General features: G+C 39.6%; 19 protein-coding genes. 16 read left to right on the top strand and 3 right to left on the bottom strand.

The genetic code is table 11. The features are described from left to right. Nucleotides 1-8 precede the first annotated feature (8 nt). The 12 genes from ACKVEV_RS13635 to ACKVEV_RS13580 all read left to right on the top strand — a co-directional run bounded on the left by ACKVEV_RS13635 (nucleotide 9) and on the right by ACKVEV_RS13580 (nucleotide 13,279). A complete protein-coding gene (locus tag ACKVEV_RS13635) occupies nucleotides 9-1,625 on the top strand; it encodes an ABC transporter substrate-binding protein (protein WP_409366926.1) in 1,617 nt (538 codons plus the stop codon). Between the two features lie 246 nt (nucleotides 1,626-1,871). After that, the gene (locus tag ACKVEV_RS13630; protein WP_402928031.1) at nucleotides 1,872-2,876 is read left to right on the top strand and encodes an ABC transporter permease; all 1,005 of its coding nucleotides are present in this window, start codon (nucleotides 1,872-1,874) and stop codon (nucleotides 2,874-2,876) included. A gap of 15 nt (nucleotides 2,877-2,891) precedes the next feature. Continuing rightward, the gene (gene nikC, locus ACKVEV_RS13625; RefSeq protein WP_409366925.1) at nucleotides 2,892-3,785 is read left to right on the top strand and encodes a nickel transporter permease; all 894 of its coding nucleotides are present in this window, start codon (nucleotides 2,892-2,894) and stop codon (nucleotides 3,783-3,785) included. A gap of 327 nt (nucleotides 3,786-4,112) precedes the next feature. Further along, nucleotides 4,113-4,727, top strand: a complete 615-nt coding sequence (locus tag ACKVEV_RS13620; protein ID WP_409366924.1) for a TerD family protein — start codon at nucleotides 4,113-4,115, stop codon at nucleotides 4,725-4,727. 24 nt (nucleotides 4,728-4,751) lie between these two features. Then, complete coding sequence (locus tag ACKVEV_RS13615) at nucleotides 4,752-5,333, top strand: TerD family protein (protein WP_409366923.1); 582 nt, start codon at nucleotides 4,752-4,754, stop codon at nucleotides 5,331-5,333. Nucleotides 5,334-5,368: 35 nt separating this feature from the next. Continuing rightward, nucleotides 5,369-5,944 carry a TerD family protein gene (locus ACKVEV_RS13610; RefSeq protein WP_409366922.1) on the top strand — a complete coding sequence of 192 codons (576 nt, stop codon included), beginning with the start codon at nucleotides 5,369-5,371 and terminating at the stop codon, nucleotides 5,942-5,944. A gap of 154 nt (nucleotides 5,945-6,098) precedes the next feature. Continuing rightward, complete coding sequence (locus ACKVEV_RS13605; RefSeq protein WP_409366921.1) at nucleotides 6,099-7,316, top strand: HpcH/HpaI aldolase/citrate lyase family protein; 1,218 nt, start codon at nucleotides 6,099-6,101, stop codon at nucleotides 7,314-7,316. After that, entirely contained in the window at nucleotides 7,273-8,634 is a 1,362-nt protein-coding gene (locus ACKVEV_RS13600; RefSeq protein WP_409366920.1) for a phosphoribosyltransferase family protein, read from the top strand. Before ACKVEV_RS13605 ends, ACKVEV_RS13600 begins: the two co-directional genes overlap by 44 nt. Further along, nucleotides 8,631-9,734 carry a cysteine protease StiP family protein gene (locus tag ACKVEV_RS13595; protein WP_409366919.1) on the top strand — a complete coding sequence of 368 codons (1,104 nt, stop codon included), beginning with the start codon at nucleotides 8,631-8,633 and terminating at the stop codon, nucleotides 9,732-9,734. Before ACKVEV_RS13600 ends, ACKVEV_RS13595 begins: the two co-directional genes overlap by 4 nt. Before the next feature lie 12 nt (nucleotides 9,735-9,746). Next, nucleotides 9,747-10,565 (top strand): HAD family hydrolase, encoded by an 819-nt coding sequence (locus ACKVEV_RS13590; RefSeq protein ID WP_409366918.1) that lies wholly within the window; start codon nucleotides 9,747-9,749, stop codon nucleotides 10,563-10,565. 19 nt (nucleotides 10,566-10,584) lie between these two features. Next, nucleotides 10,585-12,216, top strand: a complete 1,632-nt coding sequence (locus ACKVEV_RS13585) for a YceG family protein (protein ID WP_409366917.1) — start codon at nucleotides 10,585-10,587, stop codon at nucleotides 12,214-12,216. Between the two features lie 22 nt (nucleotides 12,217-12,238). Next, nucleotides 12,239-13,279 carry a toxic anion resistance protein gene (locus ACKVEV_RS13580; RefSeq protein ID WP_409366916.1) on the top strand — a complete coding sequence of 347 codons (1,041 nt, stop codon included), beginning with the start codon at nucleotides 12,239-12,241 and terminating at the stop codon, nucleotides 13,277-13,279. Nucleotides 13,280-13,420: 141 nt separating this feature from the next. On the opposite strand, the gene ACKVEV_RS13575 is transcribed toward ACKVEV_RS13580, so the two are convergent. Together ACKVEV_RS13575 and ACKVEV_RS13570 are read right to left on the bottom strand one after the other, a co-directional pair. Next, on the bottom strand, nucleotides 13,421-14,509 hold the full coding sequence (locus tag ACKVEV_RS13575; protein ID WP_409366915.1) for an FUSC family protein: 1,089 nt from the start codon (nucleotides 14,507-14,509) through the stop codon (nucleotides 13,421-13,423). A 266-nt stretch (nucleotides 14,510-14,775) separates the two neighbouring features. Further along, nucleotides 14,776-16,062 (bottom strand): glutamate-1-semialdehyde 2,1-aminomutase, encoded by a 1,287-nt coding sequence (locus ACKVEV_RS13570; protein ID WP_409366914.1) that lies wholly within the window; start codon nucleotides 16,060-16,062, stop codon nucleotides 14,776-14,778. A 130-nt stretch (nucleotides 16,063-16,192) separates the two neighbouring features. Between ACKVEV_RS13570 and bcp the strand changes: the two genes are divergently transcribed. The 4 genes from bcp (at nucleotide 16,193) to ACKVEV_RS13550 (ending at nucleotide 18,686) form a co-directional block, all read left to right on the top strand. Then, the gene (bcp, locus tag ACKVEV_RS13565) at nucleotides 16,193-16,669 is read left to right on the top strand and encodes a thioredoxin-dependent thiol peroxidase (protein WP_409366913.1); all 477 of its coding nucleotides are present in this window, start codon (nucleotides 16,193-16,195) and stop codon (nucleotides 16,667-16,669) included. Further along, a complete protein-coding gene (locus ACKVEV_RS13560) occupies nucleotides 16,666-17,610 on the top strand; it encodes a D-2-hydroxyacid dehydrogenase (protein ID WP_409366912.1) in 945 nt (314 codons plus the stop codon). The genes bcp and ACKVEV_RS13560 overlap by 4 nt, the downstream gene beginning before the upstream one ends. Nucleotides 17,611-17,726: 116 nt before the next feature. Then, nucleotides 17,727-18,170 carry a peroxide-responsive transcriptional repressor PerR gene (gene perR / locus ACKVEV_RS13555; protein WP_401013795.1) on the top strand — a complete coding sequence of 148 codons (444 nt, stop codon included), beginning with the start codon at nucleotides 17,727-17,729 and terminating at the stop codon, nucleotides 18,168-18,170. A gap of 153 nt (nucleotides 18,171-18,323) precedes the next feature. Next, nucleotides 18,324-18,686 carry a hypothetical protein gene (locus ACKVEV_RS13550; protein ID WP_409366911.1) on the top strand — a complete coding sequence of 121 codons (363 nt, stop codon included), beginning with the start codon at nucleotides 18,324-18,326 and terminating at the stop codon, nucleotides 18,684-18,686. A gap of 59 nt (nucleotides 18,687-18,745) precedes the next feature. Here ACKVEV_RS13550 and ACKVEV_RS13545 read toward each other — a convergent pair whose 3' ends face one another. Next, nucleotides 18,746-19,099: a YgzB family protein gene (locus ACKVEV_RS13545; RefSeq protein ID WP_173479549.1), complete on the bottom strand. Its 354-nt coding sequence runs from the start codon at nucleotides 19,097-19,099 to the stop codon at nucleotides 18,746-18,748. Nucleotides 19,100-19,196 lie beyond the last annotated feature (97 nt).

The raw sequence follows: 19,196 nt of genomic DNA, 5'->3' as shown, positions 1-19,196 counted from the left end.
GAAAATAAATGAAGAAAAAGAAGCTTTGGTCATTAGGCGTTATGCTAATTCTTGTTCTCTCGACAATCTTAGCTGCGTGTAGTGGTGGCTCTGATGGCAAGGATTCAGGTTCAAAAGATACGTCAACTGGCGGCGATTCAGCTGGCGGTGGCGAAAAAACTTTAGTATATGGTCGAGGCGGGGACTCTACTGCACTTGATCCTGCAACCGTAACAGAGGGTGAGTCTTTTAAAGTTACAGTCAATCTCTATGAAACACTTATTAACTTTGGAGATAAAGATGTTACTTTGCAACCTGGTTTAGCGAAATCTTGGGAAGCTTCACCGGATGGATTAACTTACACACTCCAGCTTGAAGAAGGTGTTAAATTCCACGATGGTTCTGATTTTAACGCAGAAGCAGTCGTGAAAAATTTCGAGCGCTGGAAAGCTGGCGCTGATAAGTTCCCTTACTTCATGTCTCAATTTACGATGGACGGTGAGCAAATCATTGAATCGATTACGGCAGAAGGCGATAACACAGTTGTCTTTAAATTGATTCAGCCACAAGCACCATTCTTGAAAAACTTAGCGATGTCTCCATTCGCTATCGCTTCGCCAACTGCATTTGAAGCGAATGATGATGCGTTAATCGATAATCCAGTAGGAACAGGTCCATTCAAATTTGTAAAATGGGTACGCAATGATTCGATTACAATTGAAAAAAATCCTGACTACCGTATTGCAGGTTTACCGAAATTAGATAAAGTTATATTCCGTTCTTATCCTGAAAACTCTGCACGTTTAAATGCGCTTAACAACGGCGAGGTAGATGTGGCGGATGGCTTAAGTCCATCTGATAAAGAATCAATCGAAGCGAATGCTGACTTACAATTAATCGAGCGTCCATCTATGAACGTTGGTTATCTTGGATTAACGGTAACACGTGCACCTTTCGATAATGTAAAAGTTCGTCAAGCAGTGAACTATGCAATTGATAAGCAAGCTTTAGTAGATGCTTTCTATGAAGGCTTAGCTGAGCCTGCGAAAAATCCAATGCCACCAGTTATTGCTGGCTACAATGATGATATTACAGGCTATGCATATGATCCTGAAAAAGCAAAAGCATTACTGAAAGAAGCAGGCTATGACGGTAAAGAAATTGAGCTATGGGCAATGCCAGTACCACGTCCATACATGCCAGATGGTCAAAAAATTGCTGAAGCAATTCAAAAGAATTTAGCGGATGTAGGTATGCCATCTAAAATTGTTTCTTTTGAATGGGCTACGTATTTAGAAAAAGCTCAAAATGGTGAAGCAGATGCATTCTTACTTGGTTGGACTGGGGATAACGGCGATGCTGATAACTTCCTTTACACATTGTTAGACGCTGATAATATCGGCTCTAATAACTACACTTACTATGACAACGAAAAGTTACACGACATATTTGTTGCTGCTCAAACAGAAGTGGATGAAGCGAAACGTACTGAGCTATACAAACAAGCGCAAGTTATTATTTCTGAAGATGCGCCTTGGGTACCACTTGCACACTCCATTCCTATTTTAGCTGCAAGTGCTAAAGTGACAAATTACTTGGCACATCCAACAGGCTCTGACCGTTTAGAAGGCGTAGATATGAATTAGACAATAGAGCAATGAAAATTGTCGCTTACCATAGTGACGTAACAAGATTTTTACTGCTTTGGACTTTGTCTAGCGTTGTAAAAACGGGTTGTGACTATGTTGGTCGCAACCCGTTTTTCTGTATGAAAGATAATCCATCTAAGCGTCAAACGTTGTTGAAGGCTGTCCCTTTCTACAGTATGTGTATAGACTTCAATGCTTTTCGTAGCAAAAGTATAATTAGAAAATTACAGAGAGGTGAAGAAGATGCTTCACTATATGGGAAGACGTTTATTTCAATTAATCCCAGTTTTGCTTGGAATGACTTTTATCGTCTTTATGTTAATTCGTTTAATTCCTGGTAACCCGGCGCAAGTGATTTTAGGTCAGCAGGCGACGAAAGAGGCGGTTGAGGCATTAAACGCAAGTTTAGGATTAGATAAGCCGTGGTACACACAATATTTTGGCTATTTGGGTGGTATTTTTCAGGGCGATTTAGGCGTTTCATTACGTACGAAGTTACCTGTTTCTCAAGAGATTTTCCCGTATTTAGCGGCAACGGCTGAATTAGCAATCTTTGCAATGATTATTGCCATTATTGTAGGTGTTAACGCAGGTATTATTTCGGCTTGGTTCCAAAATTCATGGTTTGATTATTTAGCAATGGTCATTGCTTTAATTGGTGTTTCTGTGCCAGTCTTTTGGCTAGGGTTGATGGAGCAATGGGCGTTTAGCATTAAGCTTGGCTGGTTCCCAACAGCTGGACGTGATAATGTGCGTGACCCTATCAATGCAATTACCCATTTTTACTTGCTCGATACGCTTCTCCAAGGGCGGTTTGATCAGTTTACGGAAGTTTTAAAGCGACTAGTGTTACCGGGGGTGGCACTTGCGACAATTCCGATGGCAATTATTGCACGGATTACCCGCTCGTCTATGCTTGAGGTCATGCGCTCCGACTATGTTCGTACAGCTAGAGCGAAAGGTCAAAAAATGTTCGTTGTCGTTTATAAACATGCTTTGAAAAATGCTGTCATTCCAGTGTTAACCGTTATTGGCTTACAAACAGGGTTACTGCTTGGTGGAGCCATTTTAACTGAAACGATTTTTAGCTGGCCGGGCATTGGTCGCTATATTTATGATGCTATTGGCTTCCGTGACTATCCAGTAATCCAATCGGGTATTTTAATCGTTGCGTTTATTTTCATTATGATTAATTTAATTGTCGATTTACTTTACACGGTTATCGATCCACGCATTAAATACAAATAGGAGGGAGATGCGATAATGACTGGTGCGATAGATATAAAAAAAGAAGCAGTAGTAAGTCGAGAGCGTGCGGCAGGACCTTGGAGAGAAGGTTGGCGCAGCTTTAAAAAAAGCAAAATCTCCCTAGTCGGTGCAGGCATTGTAGTATTTTTTATTCTTCTTGCTATATTGGGTCCATACATTGCGCCACAAGGAATTAATGAACAGGACTTGTCGAAACGATTATTAGCTCCTTCCAGTGCGCATTGGTTTGGAACAGATGACTTTGGTCGTGATATTTTTTCGCGTATTATCCATGGGGCACGTATTTCATTAAGAATCGGTTTCTTTGCGGTTGTGCTGTCAGTGGTTGTAGGAAGCTTACTAGGGATTCTTGCAGGCTATTATGGTAGATGGATTGATACAATTATTTCTCGAATCTTTGATATTATGTTAGCGTTTCCTAGTATTTTATTAGCGATCGCTGTAGTGGCTGTTCTTGGGCCGTCATTACAAAATGCTTTAATTGCGATTGCGATTATTAACGTACCGAACTTTGGGCGGTTAATTCGCTCAAAAGTGTTGAGTGTGAAAGAAGAGGAATATATCGTGGCAGCAAAAGCGATTGGAATGCGTGATTCCCGTATTTTATTTTCTCATATTTTACCGAATTCCATGACGCCGATTATTGTGCAAGGGACATTAGCTATTGCAACTGCAATTATTGAAGCAGCTGCCCTAGGCTTCCTAGGATTAGGGGCTCAAGCGCCAGCACCTGAATGGGGTAAAATGCTAGCTGATGCTCGTATCTACTTATTAAAAGCACCTTGGACAATGATTTTTCCAGGACTAGCCATTATGCTAACAGTACTCGGCTTTAACTTAATGGGTGACGGTTTACGTGATGCATTAGATCCGAAAATGAAAAGCTAATGGAGTAAATAGCCTTCTGCTTAATCAAGCTAGAAGGTTTTTTACTTGGCAAGGTAATATGACAATTTCATCCTGGAGCCATTATTTGAATTTTATGTAATATTATTTTAGACTTAAATTATGCTGAAATACATACTTTATTGAAGCAGCTACTGCATACTAATAAAGGTTTCGTAAAGCGCATAAAACCTAGTCAGAACTATAAGAAACAAGGTGTGGATTCGTGTAGTGCAAGTGGGCTCGATGCTCGCCTATAGGAAAGCATTGCAGCTTCAACACCTCTAACATTTTTCAGCAGATGCGTAGGCAAATAAGGAGGGCATTAAAATGGGGATTAATTTACAAAAGGGACAGCGTGTAGATTTAACAAAAGGCAATGCTGGTTTAAATAAAATTAAAGTTGGCTTAGGGTGGGACCCAGTTGGTCAAACAAAAAGTGGTGGCTTTTTAGGAGGCTTATTTTCTAGTAATAGATCAGCAGGCAGAGATGTTGACTGTGATTCCTCGGTTTTAATGTTGCAAGATGATCGGATAGTTGCTGGCGATGACGTCGTTTATTTCGGAAAATTAACGAGTAAATGTGGCTCTGTTATCCATTCAGGAGATAACTTAACAGGTGATGGTGCTGGTGACGATGAAGTCATTACAGTGGAGCTAGGAGCGGTACCTGCTCAATACAATAAATTAGTTTTTGTCGTGAACATCTATGATGCAGCAGGACGTAATCAACATTTTGGGATGATTCAAAATGCATATATTCGCGTGTACGATGACAAGACAGGCAATGAATTAATTCGTTATAATTTAAGCGATGATTATTCGAATTTAACGACACTAGTGTGTGGTGAAATTTATCGTCACGGGAACGAGTGGAAATTTGCTGCTATAGGCAATGGTACAAATGATGTAAAACTTGGTGATGTAGTTCGAAGATATCAATAATTATAAATTTGAGGAGGAATACAAATGGGTATTTCATTACAAAAAGGACAAAAAGTAGATTTAACAAAAACAAACCCTGGATTATCAAATGTCATTGTAGGTTTAGGATGGGACACGAATAAATACGATGGTGGACATGATTTCGATTTAGACTCTTCGATTTTTTTACTAGCTGATACAGGGAAAGTAGCAGATCAAAATGATTTCATTTTCTACAACAATACTGTAGGTGGTAACGGTTCTGTTGAACACTCAGGCGATAACTTAACAGGAGTAGGCGAAGGGGATGACGAAATCGTTAAAGTTTCGTTAAAAGAAGTACCTGCACATGTGCAACGCTTAGCATTCACTGTTACAATCCATGAGGCAGAAGCGCGTAGCCAAAACTTTGGTATGGTGTCGAACGCATTTATCCGCATTATTAATGCCGCGACGAATGAAGAAATCGTTCGCTATGATTTAGGGGAAGACTTTAGTATTGAAACGGCTGTTGTTGTTGGCGAATTATACCGCCACAATGGGGAATGGAAATTTAACGCGATTGGTGCTGGCTACCAAGGTGGATTAGCTGCACTTTGTAATGATTATGGCTTAAGCGTAAACTAACAGATTAACTTACACGAGAAAGGGAGTTTTTTTCAATGGGTATTCAGCTAAGTAAAGGACAGCGTATTGATTTAATGAAGCAAGATCCAGGCTTAAACACTGCAGGTATTGGTTTAGGTTGGGATGTTAAACAATTCGATGGAGGAAATGACTTTGACTTAGATGCATCTGTCTTTTTATTAGATGCATCTGGGAAATGCCGTAATGAACAAGACTTTATTTTCTATAATAATCTAACAAGTCCAGATAAGTCTGTGCAGCATATGGGTGATAACCGTACTGGTGTTGGCGATGGTGACGATGAAAAAATTCTTGTCAATTTAAAGCAAGTATCTCCTCAAATCGAAAAAATTGTAGTCACAGTAACAATTTACGATGCTGAAGGTCGCCGTCAAAATTTCGGACAAGTACTAAACGCATATGTTCGTTTAACAAATGAAGAATCTGGTTCAGAAGTGTTACGCTATGATTTAGGTGAAGATTTCAGTATTGAAACGGCGGTCGTATTTTGCGAACTTTACCGACATAATGGTGAGTGGAAATTTGCTGCTGTAGGTTCCGGCTACCAAGGCGGGCTGGCTTCATTAATTAAAGCGTATGGTCTAGAGTAATTCAACTACGCTCACAAGCTTTAGTTCCTAGTAGGCGTGAATGCGTTAATTTACATGATGATGAGCTAACAAAAGGCACTGTATTAGTCTGTATAAACAGGTTGATGCAGTGCCTTTTTTACAAAGCGCATACAGTGATAAAGGAGAGAAGTAGATGCAATATTTTGCCACCGAAGCAGAGTCGATTTTTTATCAACAACCACGCAAGTTTACGAAATTAGATGCACCTGATATTTTATCGTATGCATTAGGTGCAACGTTATATATGCCTGCATCCATGCCGAACATTATCGAAATGGTACAATCTCAAAAATATCAAGATTTGAAATCGTTTGTTATCGATTTAGAAGATGCAGTGGGAGATGCGGAGTTAGCGAACTGTCAGGAAAAATTAATACAAGATATTCGTACGCTATACACGCTGTATAGCCAAAATGAGATTCCACTTGAAGATTTGCCGCTTGTTTTTATTCGAGTACGTAGTGTAGAGCAATTTAAGCATTTAACGACTGTATTAGGAAAGCGCCAAGCAGTCATTACAGGCTATGTGTTTCCTAAGTTTACAGCAGTACAAGGAGCGGCCTATTTTGAAATACTTGAGCAAACGATTGAACAACATCAACTAACGTTATACGGGATGCCGATTTTAGAAAGTCGGGACATTTTATATAAGGAGTCTCGGATGGATGCATTGTTTGCAATTTTAAAGGTGCTGCGGCAATACAGACAACGTGTACTGAACGTGCGAATTGGTGCGACTGATTTTTGTGGCATCTATGGCATTCGACGACGTGTCGACTCCACCATTTATGATATAGCAGTTATTCGAGATTGCATTGCAGATATCGTCAATGTGCTAGGTCGTGAGGAAGATGACTTTGTTATTTCAGGACCGGTATGGGAATATTTCAGCAATGAGCGGGTATTAAAACCAACGTTAAGAGCAACGCCCTTTAGTGAAAAGGGTGCATTATATGCACGACAGGCGCTACTCGATGATTATTTAGACGGTTTGATGAAGGAAGTCATATTAGATCGGCAAAATGGCATTTTAGGTAAAACGATTATTCATCCAAGCCATATTCGCATCGTGCATGCCTTATATGTTGTCTCTTATGAGGAGTATGTTGATGCTATGAGTATTATTGACAATAATGATGGGCAAAAGGGCGTAGTGAAAAGCCAGTATGCTAACAAAATGAATGAAATGAAGCCGCATATGAGATGGGCCCAGAAAGTGTTACGCCAAGCCCATATATACGGTGTCTACAATGAATCTGCCAATTTTGCCTCTCTGTTATTAAATCCAAATGTAGGAGGAACTAAGAATGCCGAAGCTCAGCAACAAGTTGAACATTATTCAAGATTATGACATTGATATCGACATTACAGAAAACCATTATGATTTTGCCATAACGGATTTATTTTCAATGGCAACGCGAATTAATAAAAAGAGGCAATTTTTATTTGTTAGTACTGTTCTCGGTAAGCATTTAGCCGTTCGTCCGCAAGTGCCGATATTGACGGGGGCACTATTAGCAATGATGTATCATGAAAAACTTGTTGGTCAAAAACCATTGCTATTACCATCCGTTGTGCAGGCGATTAAAACCCAGCACAATGTTCAAGAGATATTACAGCAAGTAGAAGCACACAAACTAGAATTAGCCGAGGACGTATTATTTATCGGTTTTGCTGAAACAGCAACCGCTTTAGGTCATGCTGTTTTTAATACTTTTCAGTCTAAAGCGACGTATATACATACAACACGTGAACTACTGCCAGAGCTCGAACCCTTTGTGACGTTTGAAGAAGAACATTCACACGCAACGAGTCATCGTGTTTATTGCGAACAACCTGAGAAATTGCAACAAGCAAAACAGATTGTGTTGATTGACGATGAAATGACAACAGGTAATACCGTCGTCAATATTATTGAAACATTACGCCATAAGTTCCCTACTGTGCAGTATTATACGGTTTTATCGATTTTAGATTGGCGTTCGCCGCAGCAACAAGCCAAGTTTGTTGAGCTTGAAGCCAAATGGGGGGTAACGATTGATTTTGTCTCGATTGTAAGTGGGCAATTTAGTTGTGAGGGCACACCACGTTTAACGACCGATCAAGTGCGACCGACAACAGAAGCGACAATGGAAATGAATTGGTTATCAGTGAACGAAGCTGTTGACCAGAAACATTATCATTCTATTGCTGACAATGGGCTTATCAATAGAGCACCTTATATGCTAGCTACAGGACGCTTTATGTTAACGACTGACCAGCACAATGCACAACGGCAAACATTGCAAACAATTGCCAGGCAGTTACAAGCGCTTCGTACGGGTGGACCGGCACTTGTCATCGGTACAGGTGAGTTTATGTATGTGCCGATGCAAATAGCGAGTTATTTAGGTGAGGAAGTTTATTTTCAATCAACGACGCGCAGCCCTATTTATTGTGCGAATGATTTATGTTATACGATTACTGAAAAAATAGCTTTTGAAAGTCCTGAAAATAATGGTGTGGAAAATTACTTATACAACTTACAGCGTCATCCGTATTCGGAACTTTTTTTAGTGGTAGAACGTATAGCCAATAAAGAGGTAGTGGCACGTACAGTACAAGCATTGAAATCTGTTAGCAACGCAACGATTTATGTGATTTGTATGCACGAATGGGGGACAAAATGATGAATACAATAAAGCAACCCGATCAAATGGGGAGCTACTCTTCAGAAGATGTTGTCTTTTTACTACGGGATATTAGTAACATCAACTTAGAAATCGCAAATGAACAACGTGAACAACTTATTCAATCGGGTACCCACTATTCAGAAATGTTACCAATCGAGTATCAGCCTTCTGAAGCCTATATGAACTTGTTTTATCGAACATTAGATGACTATGCAGAGCGCATTGCACTTGCAGTCGGGATAGTGGCACAGCAAATTGTAGAACGCCAAGGTTTAGAACATTTAGTGCTTGTTAGTTTAGCGCGAGCAGGTACGCCCATTGGTATTTTAATTAAACGATATATACACATGCATTATCACGTCAGCGTTCCACACTATACGATGTCGATTTTACGTGGTCGAGGGATTGATGAAACTGCATTAGAATACATATTTACAGAGCATCCACAAGCTCGTATTCAATTTATCGATGGCTGGACTGGGAAAGGTGCCATTACACGTGAATTACAACAGTCCTGTGAAAGCTTTAATGTGCAACATCATAAGCAGGTAGATGCTACATTGGCAGTGCTTGCTGATCCGGGACATTGTGCAGCAATCTATGGAACCCGTGCTGATTTTTTAATTCCTTCTGCATGCTTAAACTCAACCGTATCGGGCTTAGTAAGTCGCACAGTGTGGAATGAACAGTTTATGGATGTTAATGATTTTCACGGTGCGAAATATTATAAAGAACTACAAGAGGCGGATGTATCCAATTTATTTATTGACCGCATTAGTGCATATTTTTTACAAGTTCACAAAGAAGCAGCCCAACAACTTCGAGAACGAAAACCATCTGGGATTACGTGGCAAGGGTTGGAGTCGGTCATTGCCATTCAACAACATTATGGTATTACAAATAGTAACTTAGTGAAGCCAGGGGTAGGGGAAACGACAAGGGTGTTACTGCGCAGAGTGCCATGGAAAATTTTAATTAACCCAAACTATATGCACGATTTAGCACACATTGTACTGTTGGCAAAGGAAAAAAATGTTCAACTTGAAGAATATTCACACATGTCTTATGCGTGTTGTGGCTTAATAAAAGAAGTGTAGAGGTGACAAGACGTGCTACTGTTTACATCTGATTTAGATCGAACGCTTATTTACTCCCAGCGTATGATGAATATGTATCCACCAAATACAGCTCCTGTTATTGCTGAGCGCAAAGACGGAGTAGACCTTAGTATGATGACGGAGGTAACGTGGTCATTGTTACAGCAAGTTCATCAGCATACATTATTTGTACCAGTGACGACACGTGCAGTACATCAATATGAACGCATCCATGCAATAAAAGAGTTGCGTCCTACTTTTGCAATTACGAGCAATGGGGGTACAATAATAGAACAAGGACGCCCTCATAAGGAATGGTCCAAAATTTTATGCAAGAGAATTGAAGATTCCGCTATTCCTCAGGCAGATTTAGTACGCCGATTTAATAGCATCAAATCTGATTTTTGGCTGCAACAATCGTTTTATGTAGATGAGCTATTTTATGTTCATTATGTCGATCGTAATGTGTTGCAGCATGACGAAGTGCAGGCAATGATTCAAGACTTTGCCGCCTATGGTTGGCACGTACTGCTACAAGGAAGAAAATTATATTTTTTGCCAAAAGTGTTGACGAAAGAAGCTGCAATCTCGTATTTGAAGGAGCATTGTACATATAATATGCACGTGGCAGCGGGTGATTCGATTATGGATTACGGCATGCTCGCTTTGGCTGATAGAAGCTATACGCCAAAGCACGGGGATTTAAAAGACAAACAACCACAAATACTAACGAATACAATTTATTCAGCTTGTAGTGGTGAAGCATTTACGAAATATTTACTGGAAGATATATTGCAATTGGCTGCCGAGCAACCAATTGTAGAAGTATGATGTAGGAGGTGATGCTTGTATGCAAACAGTCACAATTGAATCTGTATTAGAAAGAGATTCTTATGATTGGCTACAAGCCTTCCAAGATGCAGTGAATGTGCGAACAGTATACGAGGTGACGGCTCAACACGTACGTTTTAGTCGTATTGCTGTGCGTATATTAGGTGTGCCGATAGAAGAAGATGATTATTTTAATTCCTTATATACAATGTCACAAAATCCCGATGTCCATATTTTAAGCGAAGAGTTAAACAAACATATTGAACAAAAGGATTTTCAAGCATTACAAACGATTTTAGAGCAACATCAGCAATCCCCTAAAGGGTTGTCAATTAATCGGCTGATTGCCATGATGTATGGCCATCAACTCATTCCTAAGCATGATGACCCTTCGATGAATCGTCATCTACAGCTTGTTACAATGCGCGTTGTGGAGCGCTTTCGAGATCAACAATCGCTCGGTTTACTTGCCAATGACTTTCGCCGCTTTTTAATTGATATGGTCAAGTGGCTGAAAAACCATTGGATTCAGTGGACAAAAGCGATGAAGCCGACAGATGCATTCCCGAAGGTCGTTTGGTATGGAGAAACGACAATGAGTCAGCGTTATTTTCTTCTATTATTAATGGAGCTTGGCTGTGATGTGTTAATTTTTCATCCCGCCGCTATTGATGAGTTTGCAACGGTGGATCCAGCAGACGACTTTTCTGTTACCTACAATTACGTAAGTCAAACTACGTTACAGCCATTCCCTGATAAACTTCGAGATCGGCAAGCGACAGTTGGTTATAGCTCTAGCCAACATTTTGACCATTTAATGCATGACCAGCAATCCGGTGTTTATCGACCATGGCAATTTAAAGATCATATGCCTCGCTCATTAACGCTACGCATGACTTATGATGATGTGTTTATTTATGCCAATGAAAAGGCAATGGTTCGCCCGAAGTTTGAGGTACTTCGAGATGAAGTCATCATTCCTGTAATATTCGCCAAAATTAGTGGTGTCTCTAGTAGAAGGGAAGACTATTGGGCGAATATGCATCAACTGCTCGCTAGTCCACAAACGGTATTTGTGCAGGAGTTTCCGTATGCGAAAACGAGTAGAGCTAATTTTCATTTTCATTATAAGCATTGTTTAGTAAATGGTGAACTCTCGATAGAGCGTATTATACAAAGTGACTGGTGGCAGTACGGAGAGTTGACATTGGAGCTACAACAAGCGATTGCCCATACAATAAAAACGTCCTGTGAACAGCCTATGCTTAAACTACAACCAAATGAAACACCGTATGATTTGCAATTATTTCTATTTAAACAAATGACGATGATTCCAAAGGACATTTTGCGCCTCCTACAAAGTTTTGATTATGCGCAGGAAGTTCCGAAATTGGTGCTCTATCAAGCACCGCAGCAACCCGCATTATGTCGTGAGGATATAGCATTATTAGCCTTTTTAAATCGCTTCGGTGTGGATATTATTTTTTATAATCCAACAGGAAAGCTTGATATAGAAAAACATTTGCTAGAGGATACGTTTGATGGGCATCGCTTAGAGCACATGGTGTTTGACTTACCTTTTGAAGCGCCACAGCAACAAAAGTCAAAACCTGATAAAATGATTAAAAAATTATTTAACCGTTTCTTCTGACGGCTTGGAAAGGAGAGACACGATGTCGAATAGAGTGATTGTTCTTGAACGATTGACAGCTGAAACGGCAGACTTAACGAGACAAGAATTATGTCAAAGTCCTGAAGTACAGCACATTGCCGGTCAAATCGATGTGAAAAATAAGCTTGAATTAACAGAGCTTGGTAAGGAGCCTGCCATGAAGCTTTCACGTTTCTCGGATCAAATTTTAAAAACGATTGCACATTCCAAAGTAAACGAATCCAATGAATTATTAAAACAGCTCGAAGCCTTGATGGAGAAATTCGATAAAAAAGAAGTGATTGAGCAACAAGGATTCTTTGGAAAACTATTTAAGCGTACACCGAGAGTGAAGGAAGATTTATATGCGAAATATAATAGTCTTGGCAGAGATATAGAAAAAATACATTATCAATTTGTGCTAATGGAAGAGGCATTGGCAACTGATAATCGGATGCTTGCTCGTTTGTATAACGAAAATTTAACGTATTATGTAGCGCTTGAAAAATATATCGTAGCAATCGAAATGAAATTAGATGAGATGAAGACTACCATCATTCCGATGTATGAAAAACAAAGTGCAGCAGGTAATCAAATTGCCAAAATGGAACTTACAACGTTGCAAGCAATTACTGAAACACTTGCTCAAAAAATAGATGAGCTAGAGAAATCGCGAATGGTAGCGATCCTCGGGGCAACGCAAATGGATATGCTAATGAATGGCAATAGCGAATTAATGGAGCAAATAAACGGGGCATTCATCAAGACGATTCCAGTTTTTAAGATGGGGATTATGAATGCAGTAAATGACAAACGACAACAGCTACAACAGCAGTCGGCAGCTGCTTTTGAACAGCGCATGAAGCAATTCGGTGGGGAACATAGTGATGCAGTTAGTCAAAGTGTGAAATCTGCCCAACAACATGAGCCAACGCTGTCACTGGAAGATATGTGGGATACCATCGTTACCGGTATTACAGATTATCGCCAAATAAGAGCGGAACAAGCAACAAAGCGTCAACAAATGGAGCAACAATTAAAGGCTTTAAATAGTGGCGCATAAAAGAGGTTGGGACAAAAGAAAAAAGTGTTAGATTGACTCTGTAATCAATCTAACACTTTTTGCTATGCAGTGCGCGGGCATACACGTAAACTGAAGGAGTCTATCACGTGAAATATTCAGAATTGTTTGAGTGCCTGGCACTTAAATAAATTCTTCCTCAATCTCTAAATTGATTTCTTCGCCATGGTAGTTTTGATAGGACACAATTAACGTATCCAAGTGCTCTAAATTTTCTTCGTAATCTAAAATACGCGATAAAATATAGAGGAGGTGATAGCTCGAAAATTCCGTATCGCCTTCTTGATGAGCAACAGTCACCTGACGGATAAAAATTTCCATTAATTGATTGCGTTGAATGTACTCAATATTTTTACTCCATTCAGAATGCTCAGGTTTCAATTTTCCTGTGTATTTCAGTAATAGCTGCTCATGGTAGGTAAGCAAGAAATCTAAACGCTCTTGAATCATTAAATGGAATTGCGTCGGCAAATGGGCCAATTCGTTTTCGTGATTATGCAGACGCTGTAACAATTCTAAACTCTTTTTAGAAGTCGTAATCATTTGACGGTAAACTACTAATTTTCGTGCTTTGACGAACTTTTTATTTTTAAAATAGTTGCGTTCTTCTTTAAAAAACTCATAAAGCGTATCCACTCTAAGCATACGATCTCTAAATTTATTTAAAGCGGTTTTCGTCGAAGTATGCTCAGAAGCTTGTCGCACAGCTAGTCTCGTCCAGCGAATAATATCATCCTGCAAAAAGTAAATTTTGCGGAAAAGCTTTACTTCATATTTAGGTGGTAAAAACACAAGATTGACAACAAAAGCTGCTAAAACACCAACTAAAATTGTTAGAAAGCGAATTAAGCTGAACGTTAGAAAATCATCACCTTGTATTTCCATAATGGCGACAACGGAAACAAGGGCAAGAGAAAGTGATTTTTCAAGCTTGAATTTTAACATGATACCTATCGCTACAATGACGGCAATACCAATCGCCACAACGTGATGACTGAAAAGCAACCCAAAGATGACGGCAACAGAGGCCCCAATAATATTTGCTTGTACTTGCTCCACTATCGTTTGATAGGAGCGGTAAATGGACGGCTGAATCGCAAAGATTGCTGCAATTCCAGCAAAGACTGGGGATGGTAATTGCAGGAGCTCTGCAACAAATAGAGCAAAGACAATAGCTACGCCAGTTTTAAATACGCGGGCACCTAATTTCATAAAAAAATCGATGTCCTTTCTGTCTAATATTTTTAACTTGTCTTAGTAAAGTGTCCACTCCTAAAGTGGGCTAATGCAAGCTAAAGACCTCGGCAATTGTCGCAGACTTTCAGTACACTCGATAAAAATCTGGACGTAATTACGCCAAGGATTAATTAATGCTTCTTTACATTATAGAAGGAAGTTCTTAGAAAATACATAGATTTATATACCCTCAAATAAAAAAAGCGACACCCTATTTGGAAGTCGCCTTTTTTGTTTCAATGTTAAAGTTGAGAAAAAGCATAGTCGACAGCTTCGATTGTTTCACGAATATCTGCTTCTGTATGCTCTGTTGTTAAAAACCATGCTTCATATTTAGATGGAGCAAGGTTAATGCCTTGGTTAAGCATTAATTTAAAGAAGCGACCGAAAATTTCTCCGTCCGTGTTTTCGGCTTGCTCATAGTTTTCTACCTTCACATCTGTAAAGTAAATTGTCAGTGCACCTTTTAGACGATTTAAAGTAATTGTGACACCGTGTTTTTTTGCGGCTGCTAAAATACCTTCTTCTAAAATTGCGCCAAGTCGATCCATTTCATCGTAAACACCTGGCGTTGCTAATACTTCTAAGCATGCGATACCGGCTTGCATGGATGCAGGGTTTCCTGCCATTGTCCCTGCTTGGTATGCTGGTCCAAGTGGTGCAACAGTGTCCATAATTTCTTTACGACCACCGTAAGCACCGATTGGTAAACCACCACCAATGACTTTCCCTAGTGCAGTAAGATCAGGCGTTAAGCCAAGTAAAGTTTGTGCACCGCCATAATGGAAGCGGAATGCCGTAATGACTTCATCATAAATTGTCAGTGCACCTTTTTCTTTAGCTGTAGCGTGCACTAATTCTAAAAATCCTGGGTTCGGTTCAACAATGCCGAAGTTGCCTACGATAGGTTCAATTAAAATACCTGCGATTTGATCGCCCCATTTATCCATCGCTTCAGTAAAGGCTTGTGGATTATTAAAAGGTACTGTAATGACTTCTTCCGCTGTCGCCGTTGTGACACCTGCTGAGTCTGGTGTACCTAATGTAGCAGGACCCGAACCTGCAGCTACTAATACTAAGTCAAAGTGACCATGGTAGCAGCCTGCGAACTTCATAATTTTTGTACGACCAGTATAGGCACGAGCGACGCGGATCGTTGTCATTACTGCTTCTGTTCCAGAGTTATTAAAGCGTACTTTATCCATTGATGGAATTGCTTCTTTTAGCATTTTTGCAAACGTTACCTCATATTCAGTTGGCGTACCAAATAATGTACCGTTTTCAGCGGCATTGGCAATGGCCTTAGCGATATGTGGATGGCCATGACCTGTAACAAGTGGACCGTATGCAGCTAAATAGTCGATGTAACGGTTGCCGTCTACATCCCAAAAATAAGCGCCTTTACCACGTGCCATTGCAACAGGGGAACCACCACCAACTGCTTTATAAGAACGCGAAGGGCTGTTGACACCGCCTACGATATGTAAAAGCGCTTCTGCGTGTACTGCTTCAGATTTTGAGTGATTCATAATATTGCCTCCTAAGTAATTATACTTAATCTATTGTAGACCTATCAGTGTAAGAAATCCAAAGAAAATAAGGTATATGACTTGATTTGTTACTTAGAGTAAAATAAGACATGCAAAGGAGGAGATTGTGATGACGTTAGTTGAAGGACAAAAAGCACCTGATTTTACACTCGTTAATGAAAAAGGGGAGCACGTAAAATTAGCAGATTTTAGAGGCAAAAATGTTATTTTGTATTTTTATCCGAAAGATATGACACCGGGCTGTACAACAGAGGCTTGTGATTTCCGTGATAAGCATGAGGACTTCAGTCAGTTAAACGCTGTAGTATTGGGCGTTAGTCCTGATAATGCCCAGAAGCATACGAAATTTATTGATAAGCATGGACTACCATTTTCTCTTTTAGTGGACGAGGATCATGCTGTGGCGGAGGCTTATGGCGTATGGGTGTTAAAGAAAATGTATGGACGCGAATATATGGGGATTGAGCGCTCTACCTTTTTAATTGATACCGAGGGGAACCTTATGAAGGCGTGGCGCAAAGTACGCGTGAAAAATCATATCGAAGAAGTCTACGCATTTTTGGCAAATCAGGAGGAACATGAATGAAAATTTATTTTACGTTTGAGCCAAGACCAGATTTACGCGAACCGTTAGTAGCGGAGTTTCCACAATGTGATTTCGTTTTTAGTAGTGGTCTATCAACGGAAGAACTTCAAAAAGCTGATGTACTCGTTACATATGGTGAAGATTTAAACAATGACAATATGCAATATGCAACAAAACTAAAATGGATTTTTGTTGCCTCAGCAGGTGTAGAAAAAATGCCCGCACAAGCCATTATCGATCGTGGTATTTTAGTATCCAATGTTCGCGGGATTCATAAATCACCTATGGCCGAATCGATGCTTGCGCATATTTTAGCAATAAAGCGTGCATTGCCATGGATGTATGAGCAGCAAAAGAAAAAAGAATGGTCGAAGAAAGGGAAGCAAACGGAATTACGTGATAATACCGCGCTAATATTAGGACCCGGTGCGATTGGGGCGGAAGTAGGTCGCTTATTGCAAGCATTCGGTGTAACGACAATTGGCTGTAACCGTTCAGGTAATGCTGCACCTTATATGAATGAGATGGTAAGTTTCGGCCAGCTAACAGAAGTTTTGCCTCAGGCGGATATCGTACTTTCTGTCTTACCAAAAACGGCGGAAACTACGCACTTATTGAAGGAAGAGCATTTTAAAGCAATGAAAGACGATGCGATCTTCATGAATTTCGGACGTGGAAATTTAGTAGATGAGAAGGTTCTGATGCACGCGATGGAAACAGGCGAAATTGGCTACGCAGTATTAGATGTGTTTGACGAAGAACCACTCAGTGCGAGTAGTCCTTTATGGTCATGCCCGAATGTCATCGTCTCGCCACATGTGTCTAGTCATTCTTCCCGCTATGTGGAGCGCAGCTTAGATATTTTTAAGCCGAGCTTAATGAAGTGGTTAAATGGCGAAACAGCGTTAGAAAATGTAGTGGATTTATCTAGAGGCTATTAAATGACAATTGAATGTTGCTAGTGCTTAGGACGAAAGTTGACAGATGTTAGCCTGATTCGATACACTAATTATAACAATTATAAATTAATAATACTTATGAAAAGGGGTGCATGACGATGTCTATACCGCATTTACAGGATGCACTTGACACGTTAAAAACAACTGGTGTACGCATTACTCCTCAGCGTCATGCTATTTTAGAATATTTGATTCAATCGATGACACATCCAACGGCCGATGAAATTTATAAGGCGCTTGAGGGGAAGTTTCCGAATATGAGTGTGGCAACTGTCTACAATAATTTACGTGTATTTCGCGAAGTAGGATTAGTGAAAGAGCTGACGTATGGTGATGCTTCTAGCCGTTTTGATTTTGTGACAAACGATCACTATCATATGATTTGTGAATGTTGCGGTAAAATAGTCGATTTCCACTACCCAGGTTTAGATGAAATCGAACATTTCGCATCACAAGTAACAGACTTTGACGTACACACACACCGTCTAGAAATATACGGCACATGCCCATCTTGTAAAGATGTAGCAGCAAAAGTACAATAAGTGTTTTTAGGTTTATGACAAAAGTTCAAGCATAGAAAAGCAAGTGGGCAATGCGCTCACTTGCTTTTTATTGTGATGTGAGAAAATTGTAAAAGCAGACTGACTATTAACGATATTAATATTAGGTAATTCATAACTAATAGGAGGGATAAAATGAATGTACAATTAGGGAGTAGTAATTACTTTAGTACATTAAAAAAGAGTGCACGTTTATCGGATGATTTGTTTTTAATCAATAAAAAAAGAAAAGCAACATATGAAATCAAAAGAGAGCATGGTTATGTACGCCATATTGTAACGAAAGAAAATGGCGAAAAGGTAATTGTGAGAGAAGTGAAAATTTCAAAGCATGAAGAAAACGAACAGTCTTCTGGTGACGTAAACGATATGATTGCTCAAAAATTAGTAGAGCAAATGATAAAATCTTTCGATGACAGGCAAAATCAACAGAAGTTTTTCAAAATGGGTATAGCTCAGAAAGAAAAGCATATTTCAAAGTACACAGTGAGTATATAGTACGGGGTCATAACTCCAAAGAAGTGCGGCATTAAAAAATCCTAGCTCTTGCATAAGGGCTAGGAATTTTTTGCTTTGTTATTGTAAGATTGATCGAACTCTTTTCCTTCAAGTGTTGGATCGAGTGTTAATGGTTCATTACAGTACATGCACATATCGACACGACCTAATACTTTCGTATGCTTGTGACAATTTGGGCACTCTACTTGAACGGCTCTCGTTGAAAGAAGGCCAATCCAAGCATAGACAACGGTACTACCGATAATACACAGTAAACCAAGTGTCATGAAGATTAAGACAAGGATGGGATTGTTTTTGAAGAATATTCCCCCATACATAACAACAAAGCCGATAAAAATAAGTGCTAATGCAAATGAACGGATTTTATTAATTTTACTTTTGTAAGGTTTCATACTATATCTTGCCTCCCAATCTAAAATCTACTATAACATATAAGAACAGAGTATTTTAGTTTTGACTAAAAGGCAAAGAAGGAATACTTTCAGAGTA

Origin of the sequence: Lysinibacillus sp. 38-6 (genome assembly GCF_046245175.1) — a bacterium.
Taxonomy (GTDB): Bacteria; Bacillota; Bacilli; order Bacillales_A; family Planococcaceae; genus Lysinibacillus.
This window is presented reverse-complemented; position numbering and strand designations above follow the sequence as displayed.